The organism is Streptomyces sp. NPDC006140, from assembly GCF_040628815.1.
Taxonomy (GTDB): Bacteria; Actinomycetota; Actinomycetes; order Streptomycetales; family Streptomycetaceae; genus Streptomyces.
Map to the genome: position 1 here is coordinate 1022395 of NZ_JBEXTS010000001.1, position 17033 is coordinate 1039427.

At 72.0% G+C, this 17033-nt stretch carries 16 protein-coding genes; 8 read left to right on the forward strand and 8 right to left on the reverse strand.

The genetic code is table 11. The features are described from left to right. Nucleotides 1-4 precede the first annotated feature (4 nt). The 3 genes from ABZ386_RS04735 to ABZ386_RS04745 all read right to left on the reverse strand — a co-directional run bounded on the left by ABZ386_RS04735 (nucleotide 5) and on the right by ABZ386_RS04745 (nucleotide 2958). Entirely contained in the window at nucleotides 5-1495 is a 1491-nt protein-coding gene (locus tag ABZ386_RS04735) for a glutamate synthase subunit beta (protein WP_355726998.1), read from the reverse strand. Between the two features lie 120 nt (nucleotides 1496-1615). After that, on the reverse strand, nucleotides 1616-2095 hold the full coding sequence (locus ABZ386_RS04740; RefSeq protein WP_351331637.1) for an anthrone oxygenase family protein: 480 nt from the start codon (nucleotides 2093-2095) through the stop codon (nucleotides 1616-1618). 164 nt (nucleotides 2096-2259) lie between these two features. Beyond that, a complete protein-coding gene (locus ABZ386_RS04745; protein WP_351331635.1) occupies nucleotides 2260-2958 on the reverse strand; it encodes a DUF2293 domain-containing protein in 699 nt (232 codons plus the stop codon). Nucleotides 2959-3051: 93 nt separating this feature from the next. Here ABZ386_RS04745 and ABZ386_RS04750 point away from each other — a divergent pair, with 93 nt between their 5' ends. After that, the gene (locus ABZ386_RS04750; RefSeq protein WP_351331633.1) at nucleotides 3052-3693 is read left to right on the forward strand and encodes a uridine kinase; all 642 of its coding nucleotides are present in this window, start codon (nucleotides 3052-3054) and stop codon (nucleotides 3691-3693) included. A gap of 223 nt (nucleotides 3694-3916) precedes the next feature. After that, nucleotides 3917-4342, forward strand: coding sequence for a CBS domain-containing protein (locus ABZ386_RS04755; protein ID WP_351331631.1), 426 nt, complete (start codon nucleotides 3917-3919; stop codon nucleotides 4340-4342). A gap of 47 nt (nucleotides 4343-4389) precedes the next feature. Here ABZ386_RS04755 and ABZ386_RS04760 read toward each other — a convergent pair whose 3' ends face one another. Then, entirely contained in the window at nucleotides 4390-5517 is a 1128-nt protein-coding gene (locus tag ABZ386_RS04760) for a magnesium and cobalt transport protein CorA (protein ID WP_351331629.1), read from the reverse strand. 261 nt (nucleotides 5518-5778) lie between these two features. On the opposite strand from ABZ386_RS04760, the gene ABZ386_RS04765 reads away from it, so the two are divergent. Beyond that, nucleotides 5779-6582 carry a methyltransferase domain-containing protein gene (locus ABZ386_RS04765; RefSeq protein WP_351331627.1) on the forward strand — a complete coding sequence of 268 codons (804 nt, stop codon included), beginning with the start codon at nucleotides 5779-5781 and terminating at the stop codon, nucleotides 6580-6582. A 33-nt stretch (nucleotides 6583-6615) separates the two neighbouring features. On the opposite strand, the gene ABZ386_RS04770 is transcribed toward ABZ386_RS04765, so the two are convergent. Continuing rightward, nucleotides 6616-7521 (reverse strand): sugar kinase, encoded by a 906-nt coding sequence (locus ABZ386_RS04770; protein WP_358963606.1) that lies wholly within the window; start codon nucleotides 7519-7521, stop codon nucleotides 6616-6618. Nucleotides 7522-7835: 314 nt separating this feature from the next. After that, the gene (locus ABZ386_RS04775; protein WP_358963609.1) at nucleotides 7836-8744 is read right to left on the reverse strand and encodes a pseudouridine-5'-phosphate glycosidase; all 909 of its coding nucleotides are present in this window, start codon (nucleotides 8742-8744) and stop codon (nucleotides 7836-7838) included. Between the two features lie 106 nt (nucleotides 8745-8850). On the opposite strand from ABZ386_RS04775, the gene ABZ386_RS04780 reads away from it, so the two are divergent. Then, entirely contained in the window at nucleotides 8851-9279 is a 429-nt protein-coding gene (locus ABZ386_RS04780) for a VOC family protein (protein ID WP_351331621.1), read from the forward strand. A gap of 34 nt (nucleotides 9280-9313) precedes the next feature. Here ABZ386_RS04780 and ABZ386_RS04785 read toward each other — a convergent pair whose 3' ends face one another. Then, nucleotides 9314-9868 carry a methylated-DNA--[protein]-cysteine S-methyltransferase gene (locus ABZ386_RS04785; RefSeq protein WP_356669481.1) on the reverse strand — a complete coding sequence of 185 codons (555 nt, stop codon included), beginning with the start codon at nucleotides 9866-9868 and terminating at the stop codon, nucleotides 9314-9316. Between the two features lie 51 nt (nucleotides 9869-9919). Next, nucleotides 9920-10792: a glycerophosphodiester phosphodiesterase family protein gene (locus ABZ386_RS04790; RefSeq protein WP_356669479.1), complete on the reverse strand. Its 873-nt coding sequence runs from the start codon at nucleotides 10790-10792 to the stop codon at nucleotides 9920-9922. A 286-nt stretch (nucleotides 10793-11078) separates the two neighbouring features. On the opposite strand from ABZ386_RS04790, the gene ABZ386_RS04795 reads away from it, so the two are divergent. From ABZ386_RS04795 to ABZ386_RS04810, 4 genes are all read left to right on the forward strand, one after another. Further along, nucleotides 11079-11951, forward strand: coding sequence for an MHYT domain-containing protein (locus ABZ386_RS04795; protein ID WP_351331616.1), 873 nt, complete (start codon nucleotides 11079-11081; stop codon nucleotides 11949-11951). Nucleotides 11952-11991: 40 nt separating this feature from the next. Continuing rightward, nucleotides 11992-14136, forward strand: coding sequence for an excinuclease ABC subunit UvrB (gene uvrB, locus ABZ386_RS04800; RefSeq protein ID WP_351331614.1), 2145 nt, complete (start codon nucleotides 11992-11994; stop codon nucleotides 14134-14136). Between the two features lie 139 nt (nucleotides 14137-14275). After that, nucleotides 14276-14854, forward strand: coding sequence for a TerD family protein (locus tag ABZ386_RS04805; protein ID WP_114251411.1), 579 nt, complete (start codon nucleotides 14276-14278; stop codon nucleotides 14852-14854). A gap of 76 nt (nucleotides 14855-14930) precedes the next feature. Next, nucleotides 14931-16940: a TerD family protein gene (locus ABZ386_RS04810; RefSeq protein WP_358963612.1), complete on the forward strand. Its 2010-nt coding sequence runs from the start codon at nucleotides 14931-14933 to the stop codon at nucleotides 16938-16940. Nucleotides 16941-17033: the final 93 nt, after the last annotated feature.

Consider the following 17033-nt stretch of genomic DNA (forward strand, 5'->3'; position numbering starts at 1 on the left):
GCGGCTACACCGTCATGGGCCGGTCGTAGGGGCCGATCGGGGCCGGCAGCGTCGAACTGCCCGTCAGATGACGGTCGACTGCTGCCGCCACCGCCCGACCCTCGGCGATCGCCCAGACGATGAGCGACTGGCCGCGGGCGGCGTCCCCCGCGGCGAACACGCCGGGCACGTTCGTGGCGAAAGCGGCGTCCCGCGCGATCGTGCCGCGGGGGTCCAGCTCCAGCCCCAGCTGGTCGACGAGCCCGTCCCGCCGGTCGGGCCCGGTGAAGCCGAGGGCGAGCAGCACCAGGTCGGCGGCGAGCGTGCGCCCGGTGCCGTCCACCGGGCGGCGCCGCGCGTCCACCTCGACCAGGTGCAGCGACCGCACACGCCCCTCCGCGTCACCCTCGAAGCGCAGCGTGGACGCCGCGAACAGCCGCGCGTCCGCGTCGGCCACCGGCGCGGTCCGCAGGTCACGCGCCTCCTCGTGCGCGGCGGACAGCCGGTAGAGCCGCACCGGATACGTCGGCCAGGGCTCGGTGTCCTCGTCGCGCTCGGCGCCCGGCAGCGCGTAGATGTCCAGCTGCGTCACGGACGCGGCGCCCTCCCGTACGGCCGTGCCCAGGCAGTCCGCCCCGGTGTCGCCGCCGCCGACGATGACCACGTGCTTCCCGGCGGCCGACAGCGGGGACGACTCCAGGTCGCCCTCGCAGACCCGGTTGGCCAGCGGCAGGTACTCCATCGCCTGGTGAATCCCCGTCAACTCACGTCCTGGAACAGGCAGTTCACGCCATGCCGTCGCCCCGGTCGCGATCACCACGGCGTCGTATCGGGTCCGCAGCTCGTCGGCCCCGATGTCCCGCCCGACCGCCGTCGACGTGCGGAACTTGGTCCCCTCGGCGCCCATCTGCTCCAGCCGCCGCTCCAGATGGTGCTTCTCCATCTTGAACGCGGGGATGCCGTACCGCATCAGCCCGCCGAGCCGGTCGTCCCGCTCGTACACCGCGACCGTGTGCCCGGCCCGGGTCAGCTGCTGGGCCGCGGCCAGCCCGGTGGGGCCCGAACCGATCACCGCGACCGTCTTGCCGGACAGCCGCTCCGGCGGACGCGGCGGTGCGAAGCCCTCCTCCCACGCCCGGTCGGCGATCGCGCACTCGACGTTCTTGATCGTGACGGCCGGCTGGTTGATCGCCAGCACGCACCCCGCCTCGCACGGCGCCGGGCACAACCGGCCCGTGAACTCCGGGAAGTTGTTCGTGGCGTGCAGCCGGTCGGCGGCGGCCCGCCAGTCCTCCCGCGACACCAGGTCGTTCCACTCGGGGATCAGATTGCCCAACGGACAGGCTTCGTGGCAGAAGGGGATGCCGCAGTCCATGCAGCGATCGGCCTGCTTGCCGATGATCGGCAGCAGCGCCCCGGGGACATAGACCTCGTTCCAGTCCCGCACCCGTTCCTCGACCGGCCTGCGCGGCCAGTCCTGGCGGGGCGTGGTCATGAAACCCTTGGGATCGGCCATGGCCGTCTTCCTTGCGTACGCGTGTGACAGGCCGTGCGTCGTCGGGCGGCACGTGCGGCACTCCTTTCGCCACGATACGTCCGCCTCCGGGCCGGTGCCTATCGCCGTATGGCGCGGGTGTCAGGTGAGAGCAAGCACGTACGCCAGGGCGGCCCCGGCCGAGGCGACCGTGCGGACGTGGTTCCACATCGTCCACTCGCGCACGTACGCCGGCCAGTACGCGGCCGCCTCCGACGTGCCCGGCTCCAGCTTGGCCAGCGCGTCGTTGCGCGGCACGTTCGCGACCATGGTGAGCCCGAACGAGCCGAACAGGTACAGCGCGCTGCCCACCAGCAGCTCCACCGTCCCCTCCTCCGGCCACAGTACGAACGTCACCACGGCTATCACCGCGCACAGCACGGCAGAGCCGAGGAACACGGCCATGAACGGCGGTGTCACCGCGGCCACGTTGATCGCCTTCATCGCGGCGACCCCCTGCGCGGGCGGCAGCTCGGCGAGGCCCCGCATGACGAAGGTCGAGAAGCCGCAGAACACCCCGGCCACCAGGCCGGTCCCGAGCACACCCAGCACCGTCAGCCAGAAGTACGGTCCGTCGATCATGTCAGCTTCTCCCGCCCGTCGAGCCGGGATCCTGCCCGGCACCCTGCCTCACCACAAGTGAAATCCCGCACGATCCCGGCGACCATGGCCGAGCGGCGCGGGGACATACGGCAGCGTCCAGCGCCCTGGCGTCCACCGAACAGCCGTGCCCGGCGCCCCTCATGTCACCCCGCGGAACCGAGCCCCGCCTCGGTCCACCCCCTCAGCACCGTTTCCACCGCCGCCGATATCCGTCGCCGCGCCTCGTGCCGCGGCACACCGCTCATCAGCAGCCGGTCGTACGGCGTGTCCAGATGCCGTACGGACGCCACCACCGCCGAGGTCACCGCCCCCTCGGTCAGCGCCCGCCCCGCCGCGCTGCGCCCCACCCGGCCGCTGCCCCGCTCCGAGGCGTGCGCGGCGATGGCCCGCGCCCGGTCGGGCGGGCACCCCGGGAACAGCCGCCGTATCTCCCTCGCGAACGCCTGAGCGAACAGTTCGTCCTGAGCCTCCCGCCGCCGCGCGTCCCGCATCCGGCGCCGCCGTCGCGCCTCCGCGTCCGCGAGACACCGCTGCTCGGCCCTGGCGAGCGCCGCCTCCTCGACCAGGACGCCCTGCCGCTCGTAACGGCTCTTGCGCCGGTTGAACCGCACGACCACCGCCGACAGCGTGCTCTCCTCCCGCGCCCTGCGCGTCAGCGCCGTGTCGCCGCGCGGCAGGAACACCAGATGTCCGAGGTCGGCGCAGTCGAGGCAACGCGGGGCACTGTCCTCCAGGACGAGCAGCGGCAGCGGCCCCCGCCGGCACTCGGCGCAGTGCCGCCGCTTCAGGGGCTGGAAGACGAGCGGTCCGGGGAGCGGCGGGAGCGTTGCGCGAGGGGCCATACGGGGTTCATTCCCCCTGACGACAGTGGGCACCACGTGCGCCGCGGGAGACGATGGCGGCCGCCGGGACGCCCCGCAGCGGCCTGACGCATCATGGGCCGTGTGCGACTCGAAGCGATCACCTGGGACCGGCTCGGCGACCTGCTCGCCGAGCGCCTGCTCGACCTGGAGCCCGCCGACGGCAGTCCCTGGCCGCGCATCGCCTTCGACGGCGCCCCGGCAGCCCGCCCGGGCGACCTCGCCCAGCGGGTCTCGGAAGCGCTGCGCGTGCGCGGCCGCTCCTCGCTCGTGGTGGGAACGGACGGCTTCCTGCGCCCCGCCTCCGTGCGCCTGGAGTACGGCCACCGGGACGTCGAGGCCTACTACAGCGGCTGGTACGACACCGGCGCCCTGTGGCGCGAGGTGTTCGGCCCCCTCGACGCCGACGGCGACGGCCGCGTCCTGCCCGACCTGTGGGACCCGGCCGCGGACCGGGCGACCCGCAGCCCCTACGTCCAACTCCCGCCAGGCGGCTTCCTGTTGCTGCACGGACCCTTCCTCCTTCGGCACTGGTTCCCTCTTGATCTGAGCGTCCACGTCCTGCTCTCCCCGGGCGCCCTGCGCCGCCGCACGCCCGAGGCCGAGCACTGGACCCTGCCGGCCTTCGAGCGCTACGAGCAGGAGACCGACCCGGCGGGCACGGCCGACGTCCTGGTACGGGCCGACGATCCTCGCCACCCCGCGTGGGGTGGCTGAGCGGCAGTCCGGTCCGGCGGCCGGGGAAGCCACGGTGAGGCGCGTGGGGCGTGGCGCGGCTGCGTGCGGTGCGTCGGCGCGGGGCCGCGTGCGCGTCACTCGGCGAGGACGGCGTCCCGTGTGCGGGCATCCGCCGGCGCGGCGAGAATGGCGGGAATGAAGGGCGCCGGGACTCGCGGTGCGTCCGGCGCCGCGCCGGCCGTCCGGCACCGGGAGGTACCCCATGACCACCGCCGGAGACATCATGCACCGCGGCGCCCAGTGGATCCCCGCCCACGAGACCCTCGACCGCGCCGCCCAGCTCATGCGCGAACTGAACGTCGGCGCCCTGCCCATCAGCGACGAGAACGAGCGGCTCTGCGGCATCCTCACCGACCGCGACATCGTCGTCGGCTGCGTCGCCATGGGCCACGACCCCGCCAGGGTCACCGCGGGCGAGATGGCCAAGGGCACCCCCCGCTGGATCGACGCGGACGCCGATGTCAGCGAGGTGCTCCGCGAGATGCAGGAACACCAGATCCGCCGGCTGCCCGTCATCCAGGACAAGCGCCTGGTCGGCATGATCAGCGAAGCCGACCTCGCCCGGCACCTGGCGCACGACCAGATCGCCTCCTGGGCCGAGAGCGTCTACGCCAGAACCACTCCGTAGGCCACCCCCACAGGGCCCGCAGGGCTCTCGCGCAGGTCACCCCTTGTTCAGAGCCACCCGCTGCGCCGGAACGCCCGGTACAGCGCCAGGCACGCGACGGATATCACGCCGAGGACCATGCCGTAGCCGTACCTCCAGTGCAGCTCCGGCATGTGGTCGAAGTTCATGCCGTACACCCCGCAGACCATCGTCGGCACGGCGATGATCGCGGCCCACGCCGTGATCTTCCGCATGTCCTCGTTCTGCGCGACCGTGACCTGCGCGAGGTGCGCCTGCAGGATGGAGTTGAGCAGCTCGTCGAAGGCGGCGATCTGCTCCTTCGCCCGCAGCAGGTGGTCCGAGACATCACGGAAGTACGCCTGTATCTCGGGGTCGACCGCGCGGATCGGCCGGGTGGCGAGCTCCTCCAGCGGCCGGCTGAGCGGCACCACCGCCCGCTTCAGCTCCAGCAGTTCACGCTTGAGCTGGTAGATGCGCCCCGGGTCCGCCCGCGCGCCGTCCGCCGCGAACACGTCCGTCTCGACCTGGTCGATGTCCTCCTGCACCGCGTCCGTGACGCTCAGATAGTCGTCGACCACATGGTCCGCGATCGCGTGCAGCACCGCGGACGGGCCCTTGGCGAGCTGCTGAGGGTCGGATTCCAGCTCCTCGCGCAACGGACCCAGCGAGCCGTGCCGGCCGTGCCGCACCGTGATCACGAAGTCGTGGCCGACGAACACCATGATCTCGCCGGTGTTCACCACCTCGCTGGTGGCCGTGAGCTCCTCGTGCTCCACGTAGCAGACCGTCTTGAACACCGCGAAGAGCGTCTCGCCGTAGCGCTCCAGCTTGGGGCGCTGGTGGGCCTCGACGGCGTCCTCCACCGCCAGGGGGTGGAGGTCGAAGAGCTCGGCGATGCCCGCGAACTCCCGGTCCGTCGGCTCGTGCAGACCGAGCCAGACGAAGCCCTCCCGGTGCTTGCGCACCCGCTCCACGACGTCCACCAGATCGCCGCGAGCGGGGATGCGGACGCCGTCCCGGTACGTCACGCAGTTCACCACCGAGGAGCCCAGCGGGGACCGGGCCGGGTGGCTCAGGTCGACGCGCGGGCGTCGCCGGGCCAGCCGGGCCACCCTGCGGAGGCCGCCGACCCCGCCGAGGCTCGTGACCTTCCGCAGATTCCCTGCCATGGACATCCGCATCTCCTTGCGTGGAACTCCTCGCGCCGTTCCTGCGCCTTGGCGCGTCAGTCTGCCAGGCCGACGTGAGCTGCGGGTAAGCCTGTGGAAACGGCTCGTTCCGCTTGGTTCCCGGCTGTGGACAACGCCGCGCCGACGCCCCGATACATCGACGTGTGCGGGCTGCGGAGCGGTTCTCGGCGCCGGAGCGTTGACGCGGTTCTTCATACCGGTGCGTCGACCATTACCGACAAGTGGGGCAACTGGGATGATCGCGGCATGACACGAACCGATGGGTACCTCCTCGACAACCGGCGGCCCGAGGCGGCAGAACACTTCAGCGCCTTCGCCGCGCTCTTCGACCCCACGACGTTCCGGCATCTCGAAGCGCTCGGCATCGGGTCCGGCTGGCGGTGCTGGGAGGTCGGTGCCGGCACCTCCGTGGTGTCCTGGCTGGCGAAGAAGGTGGGACCGACCGGACGCGTCGTCGCGACCGACACCGACACCGCACGGCTCGCCCCGGCCGCCCGGCCGCCCGTCGAGGTGCGCGTCCACGACCTCGGCGCGCAGGACCCGCCGGGGGAGGGCTTCGACCTGGTGCACGCCCGCCTCGCCCTCGTCCACGTCACCGACCGGGAGCAGGCCTTGCGGTCCATGGTCAGGGCCCTGCGCCCCGGCGGTCGGCTCCTCGTCGAGGACGCCGACCCCGGCCTCCAGCCCCTGCTCTGCCCCGACGAGTACGGGCCCGAGCAGCAGCTCGCGAACCGGTTGCGGCAGGGCTTCCGCAAGCTGCTCGCCGACCGCGGGACCGAACTCCCCTGCGGCCGCACTCTCCCGCGCCAGCTCCGGGAGGCCGGTCTGACCCGGGTCCACGCGGACGCCTACTTCCCCCTCGTCTCGCCGGCCTGCGCGGCCCTGGAGTCCGTCACCATCCGCCAGATCCGCGACCAGCTGGTGACCGCGGGCCTCGCCACGGACCAGGAGATCGACCGGCATCTGGTGAACGTCACGTCCGGGGCGCTTGATCTGACGACGGCACCGATGATCTCGGCGTGGGGGCGCAAACAGTCGGAGGCGCCGTGAACCGGGCCGCGTCTGTCAGTCGGGTACGCACCGTCAGCCCGGTACGGGCGGTCTGCCGCCCACCCGCTCCACCGCCAGCGCTCCCGCCCGGCAGCCCTCCCGCGCCGCCTCCTTCGGCCCCGCCCCCGTGAGGAGCGCGGCGAGGAACGCACCCGTGAAGGCATCACCGGCACCCGTGGTGTCCCGTGCCGTGGCCGGTACGGCGGGGACGCGGGCGCACACCCGCCCCGAGCGGGCCACGAGCGCTCCCTCGTGGCCCTGCTTGGCGACGACCAGCGGGATGCGCAGACTCAGTTCGGCAGCCGCCGCGCTCGCGTCGGTCAGCCCTGTCAGCAGGCACGCCTCGTCGCGGCTGGGCAGCAGTACGTCCACGCCCTCGACGAGCGCCAGGAACCGCTCGACGCCGAACTCCCCGAGGAAGCCGGCCGACGCCGGGTCCACACTCACCGGCACTCCACGCGCGCGTGCGGCGTTCAGGGCCACCGTCACCAGGGCGCGACTCGGTTCGGAGAACAGCAGGTAGCCCGACAGGTGAAGCCGGGCGACTCCGTCGAGCAGCGCGTCCGACCAGTCGGCCGGTTCGAGCCGCAGCGACGCGCCGCTGTCGGTGAGGAACGTCCGCTCCGCCGAAGCACCCCCGTCCACCAGGCAGATCACCGTCCCGGTCGGAGCCTGCGGGTCGACGACGAGCCGGGGACTGACGCCCTGGGCCATCAGCTCACGCTCGTGCCAGGCGGCAGCCTCCGCCCCCACACGCCCGAGCAGCCGCACCTCCGCAGCGCCCCGGTGCGCGGCCCAGCACGCCACGTTGGCGCCCGCCCCGCCCGGCACCATGCGGATGGAGGCAGCCGTGTCCGTGCCGACGGCGAGCGGCCCGCGGTGACGGGCGACGACATCGGTGATGACGTCCCCGACGACGAGCAATGCCCGGCCTGCCACGGAATCCGCGCCGCGCCTCGCCGACCCTGCTGAGGCCTCGGCCGACCTCGCTGCGGCCGCGACCGACCCTGCTGCGGCCCCTCCCGGCCGCGTTCCGGCCCCTTCCGAGGGGGTTCCGGCTCCTTCCGGCCGCGTTCCGGCCTCTCCCGGCCGCGTCCCGGCCTCCCCCGGCGAAGCTCCGGCCCTCGTCGAGCCTCCGCGACCGTCCGCGGAGCCCCTGCCACCCTTCGCTGAGCCCTCGCCACGCTCTGCCGGGCCTCCGCTGCCCTCAGACCAGCGCCCCCCGCGCCCCCCGTCGCCGACCCCGGCCCCGTTCATCCCCGAGCCCAGGCCGCCGCGATCCGCGCCGCCAGGCGCACGTTGCCGCGGACCGCCGCCAGGTTGGCGCTCAGGGAGGCGCCGTCGGTGTGCCGGACCAGATAGTCGAGAAGGAACGGGGTGACCGCCTGGCCGGTGATCCCCTCGTCCTCGCACGCGTGCAGCGCGTCCGCGAGCACGCGCGCGTGCAGCTCCGGATCGAGCTGCTCCTCCTCGGGGACGGGGTTCGCGACGATCAGGGCCGACTCGGGCCCGTCGAGCGCGTCCTGGGCCCGCATGACGCCCGCCACCTGCTCCGGCGTCCGCAGCGTCCAGTCCACCGGATGCCCCGAGTCCGACAGATAGAAGCCCGGGAACCGGTCGGTGCCGTAACCGGCCACCGCGACACCCAGGGTCTCCAGCCGCTGCAGGGTCGACGGCACGTCCAGGATCGACTTCACCCCGGCACACACCACCGTGATCCGCGCCCGCGCCAGCAGCCCCAGGTCGGCCGACTCGTCCTGCGTCACCGTCCACTCCCGGTGCACCCCGCCGAGCCCACCCGTCGCGAACACCCGGACGCCCGCCAGCGCGGCCAGCAGCGCCGTCGCTGACACCGTGGTCGCCCCGCTCGCCCCGGACGCCACCGCGAGCGGCAGATCGCGATGGCCCAGCTTGCGGATCCCGTTCTCGTTCGCGACCCGCTCCAGCTGCTCCTTGTCCAGCCCGACATGGGGCCGCCCGTCCAGGACGGCGATGGTCGCGGGCACCGCGCCCTCCTGCCGCACGGCCGTCTCCAGCTCCGACGCCACCTGGAGGTTGCGGGGCCGGGGCAGCCCATGGGCGATGATCGTGGACTCCAGGGCCACCACGGGCCGACGCGCGTCGATCGCCTCCCGCACTTCTTCGGACACCACCAGCACCACGCGCCCGCCTCCTGTCAGTCGATCAGTCGGTCTTCCTCATCTCTGGCGGGCGGCGCGCCGGGCCAAACCCTTGCGGGCTGTCACAGACCTCACGAGCCTGGGGTGCATGACGGACCACACACCACGTCTCGACCACGTCGTCCTCTGGGTGCGCGACCCGCTCGCCGCCGCCGACTTCTACGAGAAGGCCGTCGGCCTGAAGGCACTCAGGCTCACCGAGTTCGCCGCCGGGGAGGTGCCGTTCCCCTCCGTCCGCGTCAACGACGCGACCATCCTCGACCTCATGCCGCTGACCTTCGCGGCACGCATGACGATGCTCCCCGGCGCCGCCGACAGCGCGGGGCACCCCGTCAACCACGTCTGCCTGTCGCTGCCCCGCGGCGACTTCGACGCCCTCCTCGGCCGCCTGGAGGAGCGCTCCGTACCGGTGTCGGACCTCTCGTACGACTCCTTCGGAGCACGGGGCAAGGCCACGCGCAGCTTCTACTTCCGCGACCCGGACGGCAACGTCTTCGAGGCGCGGCACTACGACTGAGAGGCGCGGCACTACGACTGACCGGGCCCGTGCCTCAGAACAGGGGCTCGGGCAGGACCCCTTCCAGGGCGAGCAGCTTCCGCTTGGTCTCCAGCCCGCCCCCGAAGCCGCCGATGCCGCCGCCGCTCTCGACGACCCGGTGACAGGGCACCACCACCGGCAGCGGATTGGCGCCCATGGCCGTGCCCACGGCCTGGGCGGCGCCGGGCTGGCCGACCCGCCCGGCCAGATCGCCGTACCCGACGACCGTGCCGTACGGCACGCCCGAGGCGAGCTCGCGCAGGACCTCCCGGTTGAAGCCCGAGATCAGCGACCAGTCCAGCGGGAGGTCGAAGTCGCGGCGCTCACCCGCGAAGTACGCCTCGAACTGCCGTATCGCCTCGGCCAGCAGCGGGGAGCCGGGCGCCTCGACGGGCTCGGTGCCGAGCCGCGACGCCAGCCGCTCGACCGCCCGGTCCCGCACCTCGTCCGTGGCGTGGAACACGACGTTGACCAGGCCGTCCCGGCCGGCGGCCAGCAGCAACGGCCCGATCGCGCTCTCCACGACCGCCCACACGACCCGCGGCTCCACCGGCTCCTGACTCTCCATGCGCCCACGGTACGACCCGCCACTGACAACGCCGTCCCGACGGACGACGGATCACCCGCGCACGGCCTTGCGCACCACGTCCGGCTTGTTCGTGATGATCCCGTCGACGCCGTATCCGGCGACCCGCTGGGCCGTCGCCGCGTCGTCGACCGTCCAGGTGAAGACCTCCATCGGCCTGCCGTGCGGCCCGTCGAACGCCTGCACCGAGGCCACGTAGGCGGGGGAGAGCGAGCGGTGCGAGGGGTTGATCTGGTCGGCGAAGCCGGCGTAGTCCAGCAGGTCCGACACGGGCGGCGTCCCCAGGAACCCGGTCTTCACACCGGGCTTCAGCTCGTGCACCGTCCGCACGCTGTCCGCGTTGAAGCTCTGCACGATCAGCCGGCCCGCCAGATGGGGCCGGTCGAGCCAGCCCTCGTTGCTGAGGACCTTCAGCGTCTGCCGCTCGATGCCCGGGTACAGCTCCGGGTTCTTGATCTCCAGGAGAAGCTTCTGGTGATGGTGCTCGACGCGGTGCACGAACTGCTCCAGCGTCGGCACGCGCGCGCCCGCGTACGCGGGGCCGAACCAGCTGCCCGCGTCGAGACGGGCGATCTCGGCGGCGGTGAAGTCCCTCACCTTCCAGGGGGCCCGGTCGGGGAAGACCTCCTCGACGTCGGTGGTGCGCCGCAGGTTGTCGTCGTGGAGGACGACCAGCTCGCCGTCTCTGGTCCGCTGGACGTCGTTCTCCACCCAGCGGATGCCCAGCTCCGCCGCCTTGTCCACGGCGGCCAGCGTGTTCTCGGGCGCGTACGCGGAGGCCCCGCGGTGCGCGATGACCAGCGGCGACGCACCGCCGCCGGCCGCCCGCGCGGGGGAGACGGGGAACAGGAGGGCGGCGGTCCCCAGGAGTGCGGTGGTCGAGGCGGCAACAGCGCGCGCGTGCATGCGTACTCCTCGCGTCGAGCGATCAAACGTCACAGACAGCACCACTGTGACAGCAGAGGGTCAACGCGAGAGGGGTACAGGATGGCCACACGTTGAACGGAGATGACCCAACTCCGCTCACTGGTGCCGCACAACTGCGGCAAGGCCGTGTTTCTTTGCCGGAAAGTCGTTCGACCATTCCGGTGGGGGTCATACTCTCTGCGTCAACCCTGACCGCTCGTGCGGTCCTGGGAGGGGGCGCACATCAGGAATTCCGGGACGCAAAGGGCGGGAAGGGCAGCCGCGCATGCAGGGCACGGTCGACGGATTCAGCTACGGCCTGGTCACACCCCTGGTGGCCTACCTCATGGCCTGTCTGGGCGGGGCCCTGGGCCTGCGCTGCACCACCAGGTCCATGCTCGTCGCCCAGTCCTGGCGCCCCGGCTGGCTCGCCCTCGGCTCGGCCGCCATCGGCTCCGGCATATGGACCATGCACTTCATCGCGATGATGGGCTTCACGGTGCACGGGACCCCGATCCACTACGACAAGTCGATGACCTTCGCGAGCCTGGCCGTCGCGATCGTGATGGTGGGCATCGGGATCTTCATCGTCGGCTACCGGGGAGCCCGCGGAACGGCCCTGTTCACCGGGGGCACCATCACCGGCCTGGGCATCGCGTCGATGCACTACCTCGGCATGGCCAGCATGCGCCTGGACGGGAAGCTGGAGTACAACACCTTCACCGTCGGCGTCTCCGTCGTGATCGCCATGGGCGCCGCCACCGCCGCCCTGTGGGCGGCCGGCCAGGTCAGGGGATTCCTGTGGAGCGTGGGCGCCAGCCTCGTCATGGGTCTCGCAGTCAGCGGCATGCACTACACCGGGATGGCCGCCCTCAGCGTCCACCTCCACGGCGCGGCCGAACCTACCGCGGGAGAGTCTCCCGCGGCCCTGCTCGCACCCATGCTGGTCGGCCCGCTCGCCTTCCTGCTGCTCGCGGGCGTCGTGGTGATGTTCGACCCGCTGATGGTCATGGGGAAACCCACCGTCACCCCCGTCGAGCAGCGGCCCGGCATCCCCGCCCACACCCACACCGCCGTCCAGTACCCCGAGCACCGCCTGCGGTTCCGCCCCCGCCGCCCCGTGGAGCACCGAGGGTCCCGCACCCCGCAGAACCGCTGATCGGAGCGCGTTGTCAGTGCGGGGTCGTACGGTGGATTCCATGCGGCCCGTTTCCCAGATCGAACGCACGGTGGCGCCCTTCGAGGTCGTCAGCCCCTACCAGCCGAACGGCGACCAGCCGACGGCCATCGCCGACCTCGCCCGGCGCATCCAGGCAGGCGAGAAGGACGTCGTCCTGCTCGGAGCGACCGGCACCGGCAAGTCCGCCACCACGGCGTGGATGATCGAAAAGCTCCAGCGCCCCACGCTCGTGATGGCGCCGAACAAGACCCTGGCCGCCCAGCTGGCGAACGAGTTCCGCGAACTGCTGCCGAACAACGCAGTCGAGTACTTCGTCTCGTACTACGACTACTACCAGCCCGAGGCCTACGTCCCGCAGTCGGACACCTACATCGAGAAGGACTCCTCGATCAACGAGGAGGTCGAGCGCCTGCGCCACTCCGCGACGAACTCGCTGCTCACCCGCCGCGACGTCGTCGTGGTCGCCTCGGTCTCCTGCATCTACGGCCTCGGCACCCCGCAGGAGTACGTGGACCGCATGGTCCCCCTCCGGGTCGGCGAGGAGATCGACCGCGACGAGCTGCTGCGCCGCTTCGTCGACATCCAGTACACGCGCAACGACATGGCGTTCACCCGCGGCACCTTCCGCGTCCGCGGCGACACCATCGAGATCTTCCCGGTCTACGAGGAGCTCGCCGTCCGCATCGAGATGTTCGGCGACGAGATCGAGGCGCTCTCCACCCTGCACCCGCTCACCGGCGAGATCATCAGCGACGACCAGCAGCTCTACGTCTTCCCGGCCTCCCACTACGTCGCAGGGCCCGAGCGCCTGGAGCGGGCCGTCAACGACATCGAGAAGGAGCTGGCCGAGCGCCTCGCGGAACTGGAGAAGCAGGGCAAGCTGCTGGAGGCCCAGCGCCTGCGGATGCGCACCACGTACGACATCGAGATGCTCCGCCAGATCGGCAGCTGCTCCGGCGTGGAGAACTACTCGATGCACTTCGACGGCCGCTCGCCCGGCTCCCCGCCCAACACCCTGCTGGACTACTTCCCGGACGACTTCCTGCTCGTCATCGACGAGTCGCACGTCACCGTCCCGCAGATCGGCGCCATGTACGAGGGCGACGCCTCCCGCAAGCGCACCCTCGTCGACCACGGCTTCCGGCTGCCCTCCGCCCTGGACAACCGCCCGCTGAAGTGGGAGGAGTTCCAGGAGCGCATCGGCCAGACGGTCTACCTGTCCGCCACCCCGGGGAACTACGAGCTCTCCCGCTCCGACGGCGTCGTCGAGCAGATCATCCGCCCCACCGGCCTCGTCGACCCGGAAGTGGTCGTCAAGCCCACCGAGGGCCAGATCGACGACCTGGTGCACGAGATCCGGCAGCGCACGGAGAAGGACGAGCGCGTCCTGGTCACCACACTCACGAAGAAGATGGCCGAGGACCTCACGGACTACTTCCTGGAGCTGGGCATCCAGGTGCGCTATCTGCACAGCGACGTCGACACCCTGCGCCGCGTCGAACTGCTGCGTGAGCTGCGCGCCGGCGAGTATGACGTGCTCGTCGGCATCAACCTGCTGCGTGAAGGGCTCGACCTGCCCGAGGTGTCCCTGGTGGCGATCCTGGACGCCGACAAGGAAGGATTCCTGCGCTCCGGCACGTCCCTGATCCAGACCATCGGCCGCGCCGCGCGCAACGTCTCCGGCCAGGTCCACATGTACGCCGACAAGATCACCCCGGCCATGGCGAAGGCCATCGACGAGACCAACCGCCGCCGGGAGAAGCAGATCGCGTACAACAAGGAGAAGGGCATCGACCCCCAGCCCCTCCGCAAGAAGATCAACGACATCGTCGCCCAGATCGCCCGCGAGGACATCGACACCGAGCAGCTGCTCGGCTCGGGCTACCGCAAGTCCAGGAAGGACGGCGGCGGCACCAAGGCACCCGTGCCCTCCCTCGGCAAGGCGGCCGAGATGGCCAAGCCCGCCAAGGGCAGGGGCAAGGCCAAGGAGACGGTGCCGACCGACCGCCCCGCGGCCGAACTCGCCGAACAGATCGAGGAACTCACCACGCGCATGCGGGCCGCCGCCGCGGACCTCCAGTTCGAGATCGCGGCCCGACTGCGCGACGAGGTCTCCGAGATGAAGAAGGAACTGCGCCAGATGAAGGAGGCGGGACTGGCCTGACAGCGGACCGCCTACGCGCAGTGTTGCAAGACCGACACAAAGTGCGGAGCGGTCTACGTCGCTGTCAGTGCCCCTGCGTAGTGTTCAGGTCAACCGCGACTGCGCGGCAACAGGGGACGTTCGAGAGGGGAATCAGCGCGTGACCGTCAACATGACCAAGGGTCAGGCCATCAGTCTGCAGAAGAACGACGGCGGCAGCCTGACCGCGGTGCGCATGGGTCTCGGCTGGCAGGCGGCTCCCCGGCGCGGCCTGTTCGGCTCGCGCACGCGAGAGATCGACCTCGACGCCTCCGCCGTCCTGTTCGCGGATAAGCAGCCGGTCGACGTCGTCTTCTTCCGCCACCTGGTGAGCGACGACGGCTCGGTGCGCCACACCGGCGACAACCTCGTCGGCGGTGTCGGCCAGGGCGGCGACGACGAGGCGATCCTCGTCGACCTCGCCCGCCTCCCGGTCCACATCGACCAGATCGTCTTCACCGTCAACTCCTTCACGGGCCAGACGTTCCAGGAGGTGCAGAACGCGTTCTGCCGCCTGGTCGACGAGACCAACGGGCAGGAGCTCGCCCGCTACACGCTCGCCGGCGGCGGCCAGTACACGGCCCAGATCATGGCGAAGGTGCACCGCTCCGGTTCGGGCTGGACGATGACGGCCCTCGGCAACCCGGCCAACGGCCGTACGTTCCAGGACCTGATGCCGTCCATCCTGCCGCTGCTCTGACATAGCGCGGGAGCCCGACCGCAGGGGCCGGCGGGCGGCACACGACACCACACAACGACACAGGGGGACGAAGGCGATGACGGCCGAGCTGGTGCGGGGGCAGAATCACCCGCTCTCCCAGGTCCGTCTCGAGATCCGGGTCTCGGCCGACACGCCGATCGTGGCCGCGGCCGCGCTCAGCGACGAGGCCGGGAGGATCCACGGCGTGGAGGGGGTGGCCCACCCGGGCGCGCCCACCCAGCCGGGTCTCGAGGTCTCCCGGCAGGCCGCCGCAGACCACCGTCTCGCGGTGGACCTGGACGCCATGCCGGAGACCGTCCACCGCGTCAGCGTGCTGCTCGCCCTGCCCGTCGGCGGGGCGGGCCCGGTCCGTTTCGGCGCCGTGGCCGCCCCGTACGTCGCCGTCACCGGCCTCGACGGCGCCGAGATCGCCAGCTACACGATCACCGGCCTGGACGCCGAGTCGGCCGTCGTCGCCCTGGAGCTCTACCGCCGGCAGGGCGCCTGGAAAGTGCGGGCCGTCGGCCAGGGCTACGCGGGGGGCCTCGCCGAACTCCTCACCGACCAGGGGCTGCCGCAGGCCCAGCAGCTCGCCGGCAGCATCAACGACGCCGTGGCCCAGGGGCTGGCCCGCTCGGTGCAGGCAGCCCCGCCGCGCACGGCGGACGGCGACCGCTCCCGGCAGGCAGCGGCCCCCGCCCTCGGCCCGGACCAGGGCGGCACCGCGCCCCAGCCCGGCCCGGTACCCCCGATGTCCCCGTACGGCGGCCAGCCGTCCGGCGGGCAGGGGCAGCCGCCGGGGTATCCGGGCGCCGCTGCGGACCCCTCGGCCGTCACCCAGCCCGCCGGCCCCACCGCAGGCGGCGGCCCGATCGACTACAGCCATCCGCGCCGCCGGAACGCCGCTCCGCCCCCGCCTCCGCCCACCGCGCCGCCGGCCGCACCCGGACAGCCCGCGCAGCCCGTCGCGGGCGACGCGACCGGCTGGTCCATGGAGGAGCGGCTGTACAACCAGGTGTGGGGCATGTTCGAGGACCTCGCCCGCACCACCGCCGCCTACCGCAGCGCCGTCGACTTCGCCGAGTCGCGCATGGACAAGGAGCTCGAACAGGTTCTGTCCGACCCGCGCAGCCGGATCGGCGGGCAGGGCGACGCCGCCCGCGAGGCGGCCCGCGCCCGGTACGCCCAGCTCGTCGACCGGGCCAGGGAAGCCCTCGACCGGGACCTCGCGCAGCTCAAGGCCGAGGCCGACGTCGTCGAACCCGCCCTGCCGCCGGCCTACGCCCGCTGGGACAACCCTGTGTGGCACGCCTACCGGGTGCCGATGGAGACCCCCATGGCCCTGCGCCTGGGCGACCTTCATCTCCCCGAGGCCGACCGGATCCGCATCCCGATGCTGGTCCGGCTGCCGCTGGAGCGGGGTCTGTGGATCGACAGCGGACGGACCGAGTCGTCCGAGGGACTGTCCACCGACGCGCACGCCCTGGGGCGTCTCGCCATGGAGACGGCGGTCGCGCACGCGGCCCGGCTGCTCGCCGTCCATCCGGCGGGTGAGTTCACCGTCCACGTCGTCGACCCGGCAGGCTCGGGAGCCCAACCGCTGGCGCCCCTCGTGCACAGCGGTGTGCTCGCGGGCCCGCCCGCGCGCGGCGCCGCCGGGGTGACGGACGTACTGACCCGGCTCACCCAGCGGGTCGATCTGGTGCAGATGGCGGTCCGGGGAGGCGCCGCCGACTCCCTCCCGCCCGGTTTCGACACCTCGCAGCAGCTGCTGATCGTCAACGACTTCCCGCACGGCTTCGACGACCGGGCCGTGAACCAACTGCGCTACCTCGCCGACGAGGGGCCCGCCTTCGGCGTCCACCTGATGATGGTGGCCGACCGCGAGGAGTCCTCCGGCTACGGGCCTTTGCTCGACCCGCTGTGGCGTTCGCTGCTGCGACTGACGCCAGTGCCCGACGACCACCTCGCCGACCCCTGGGTCGGCCATGCCTGGACGTACGAGCCGACGCTCGTGCCGCCGGGCAGCGAGGTCCTCCAGCAGGTGCTCGCCCAGGTCGCAGCCGCCCGCACCAAGTACTCGTAAAGCCCTCCGACCAGGGATTTTGGTCTTTCTTTTGCCAAACGCTTTACCTGTTCTTGGTGATTGGGTACTGTTGTCGGCACGGAGGGGAGTACT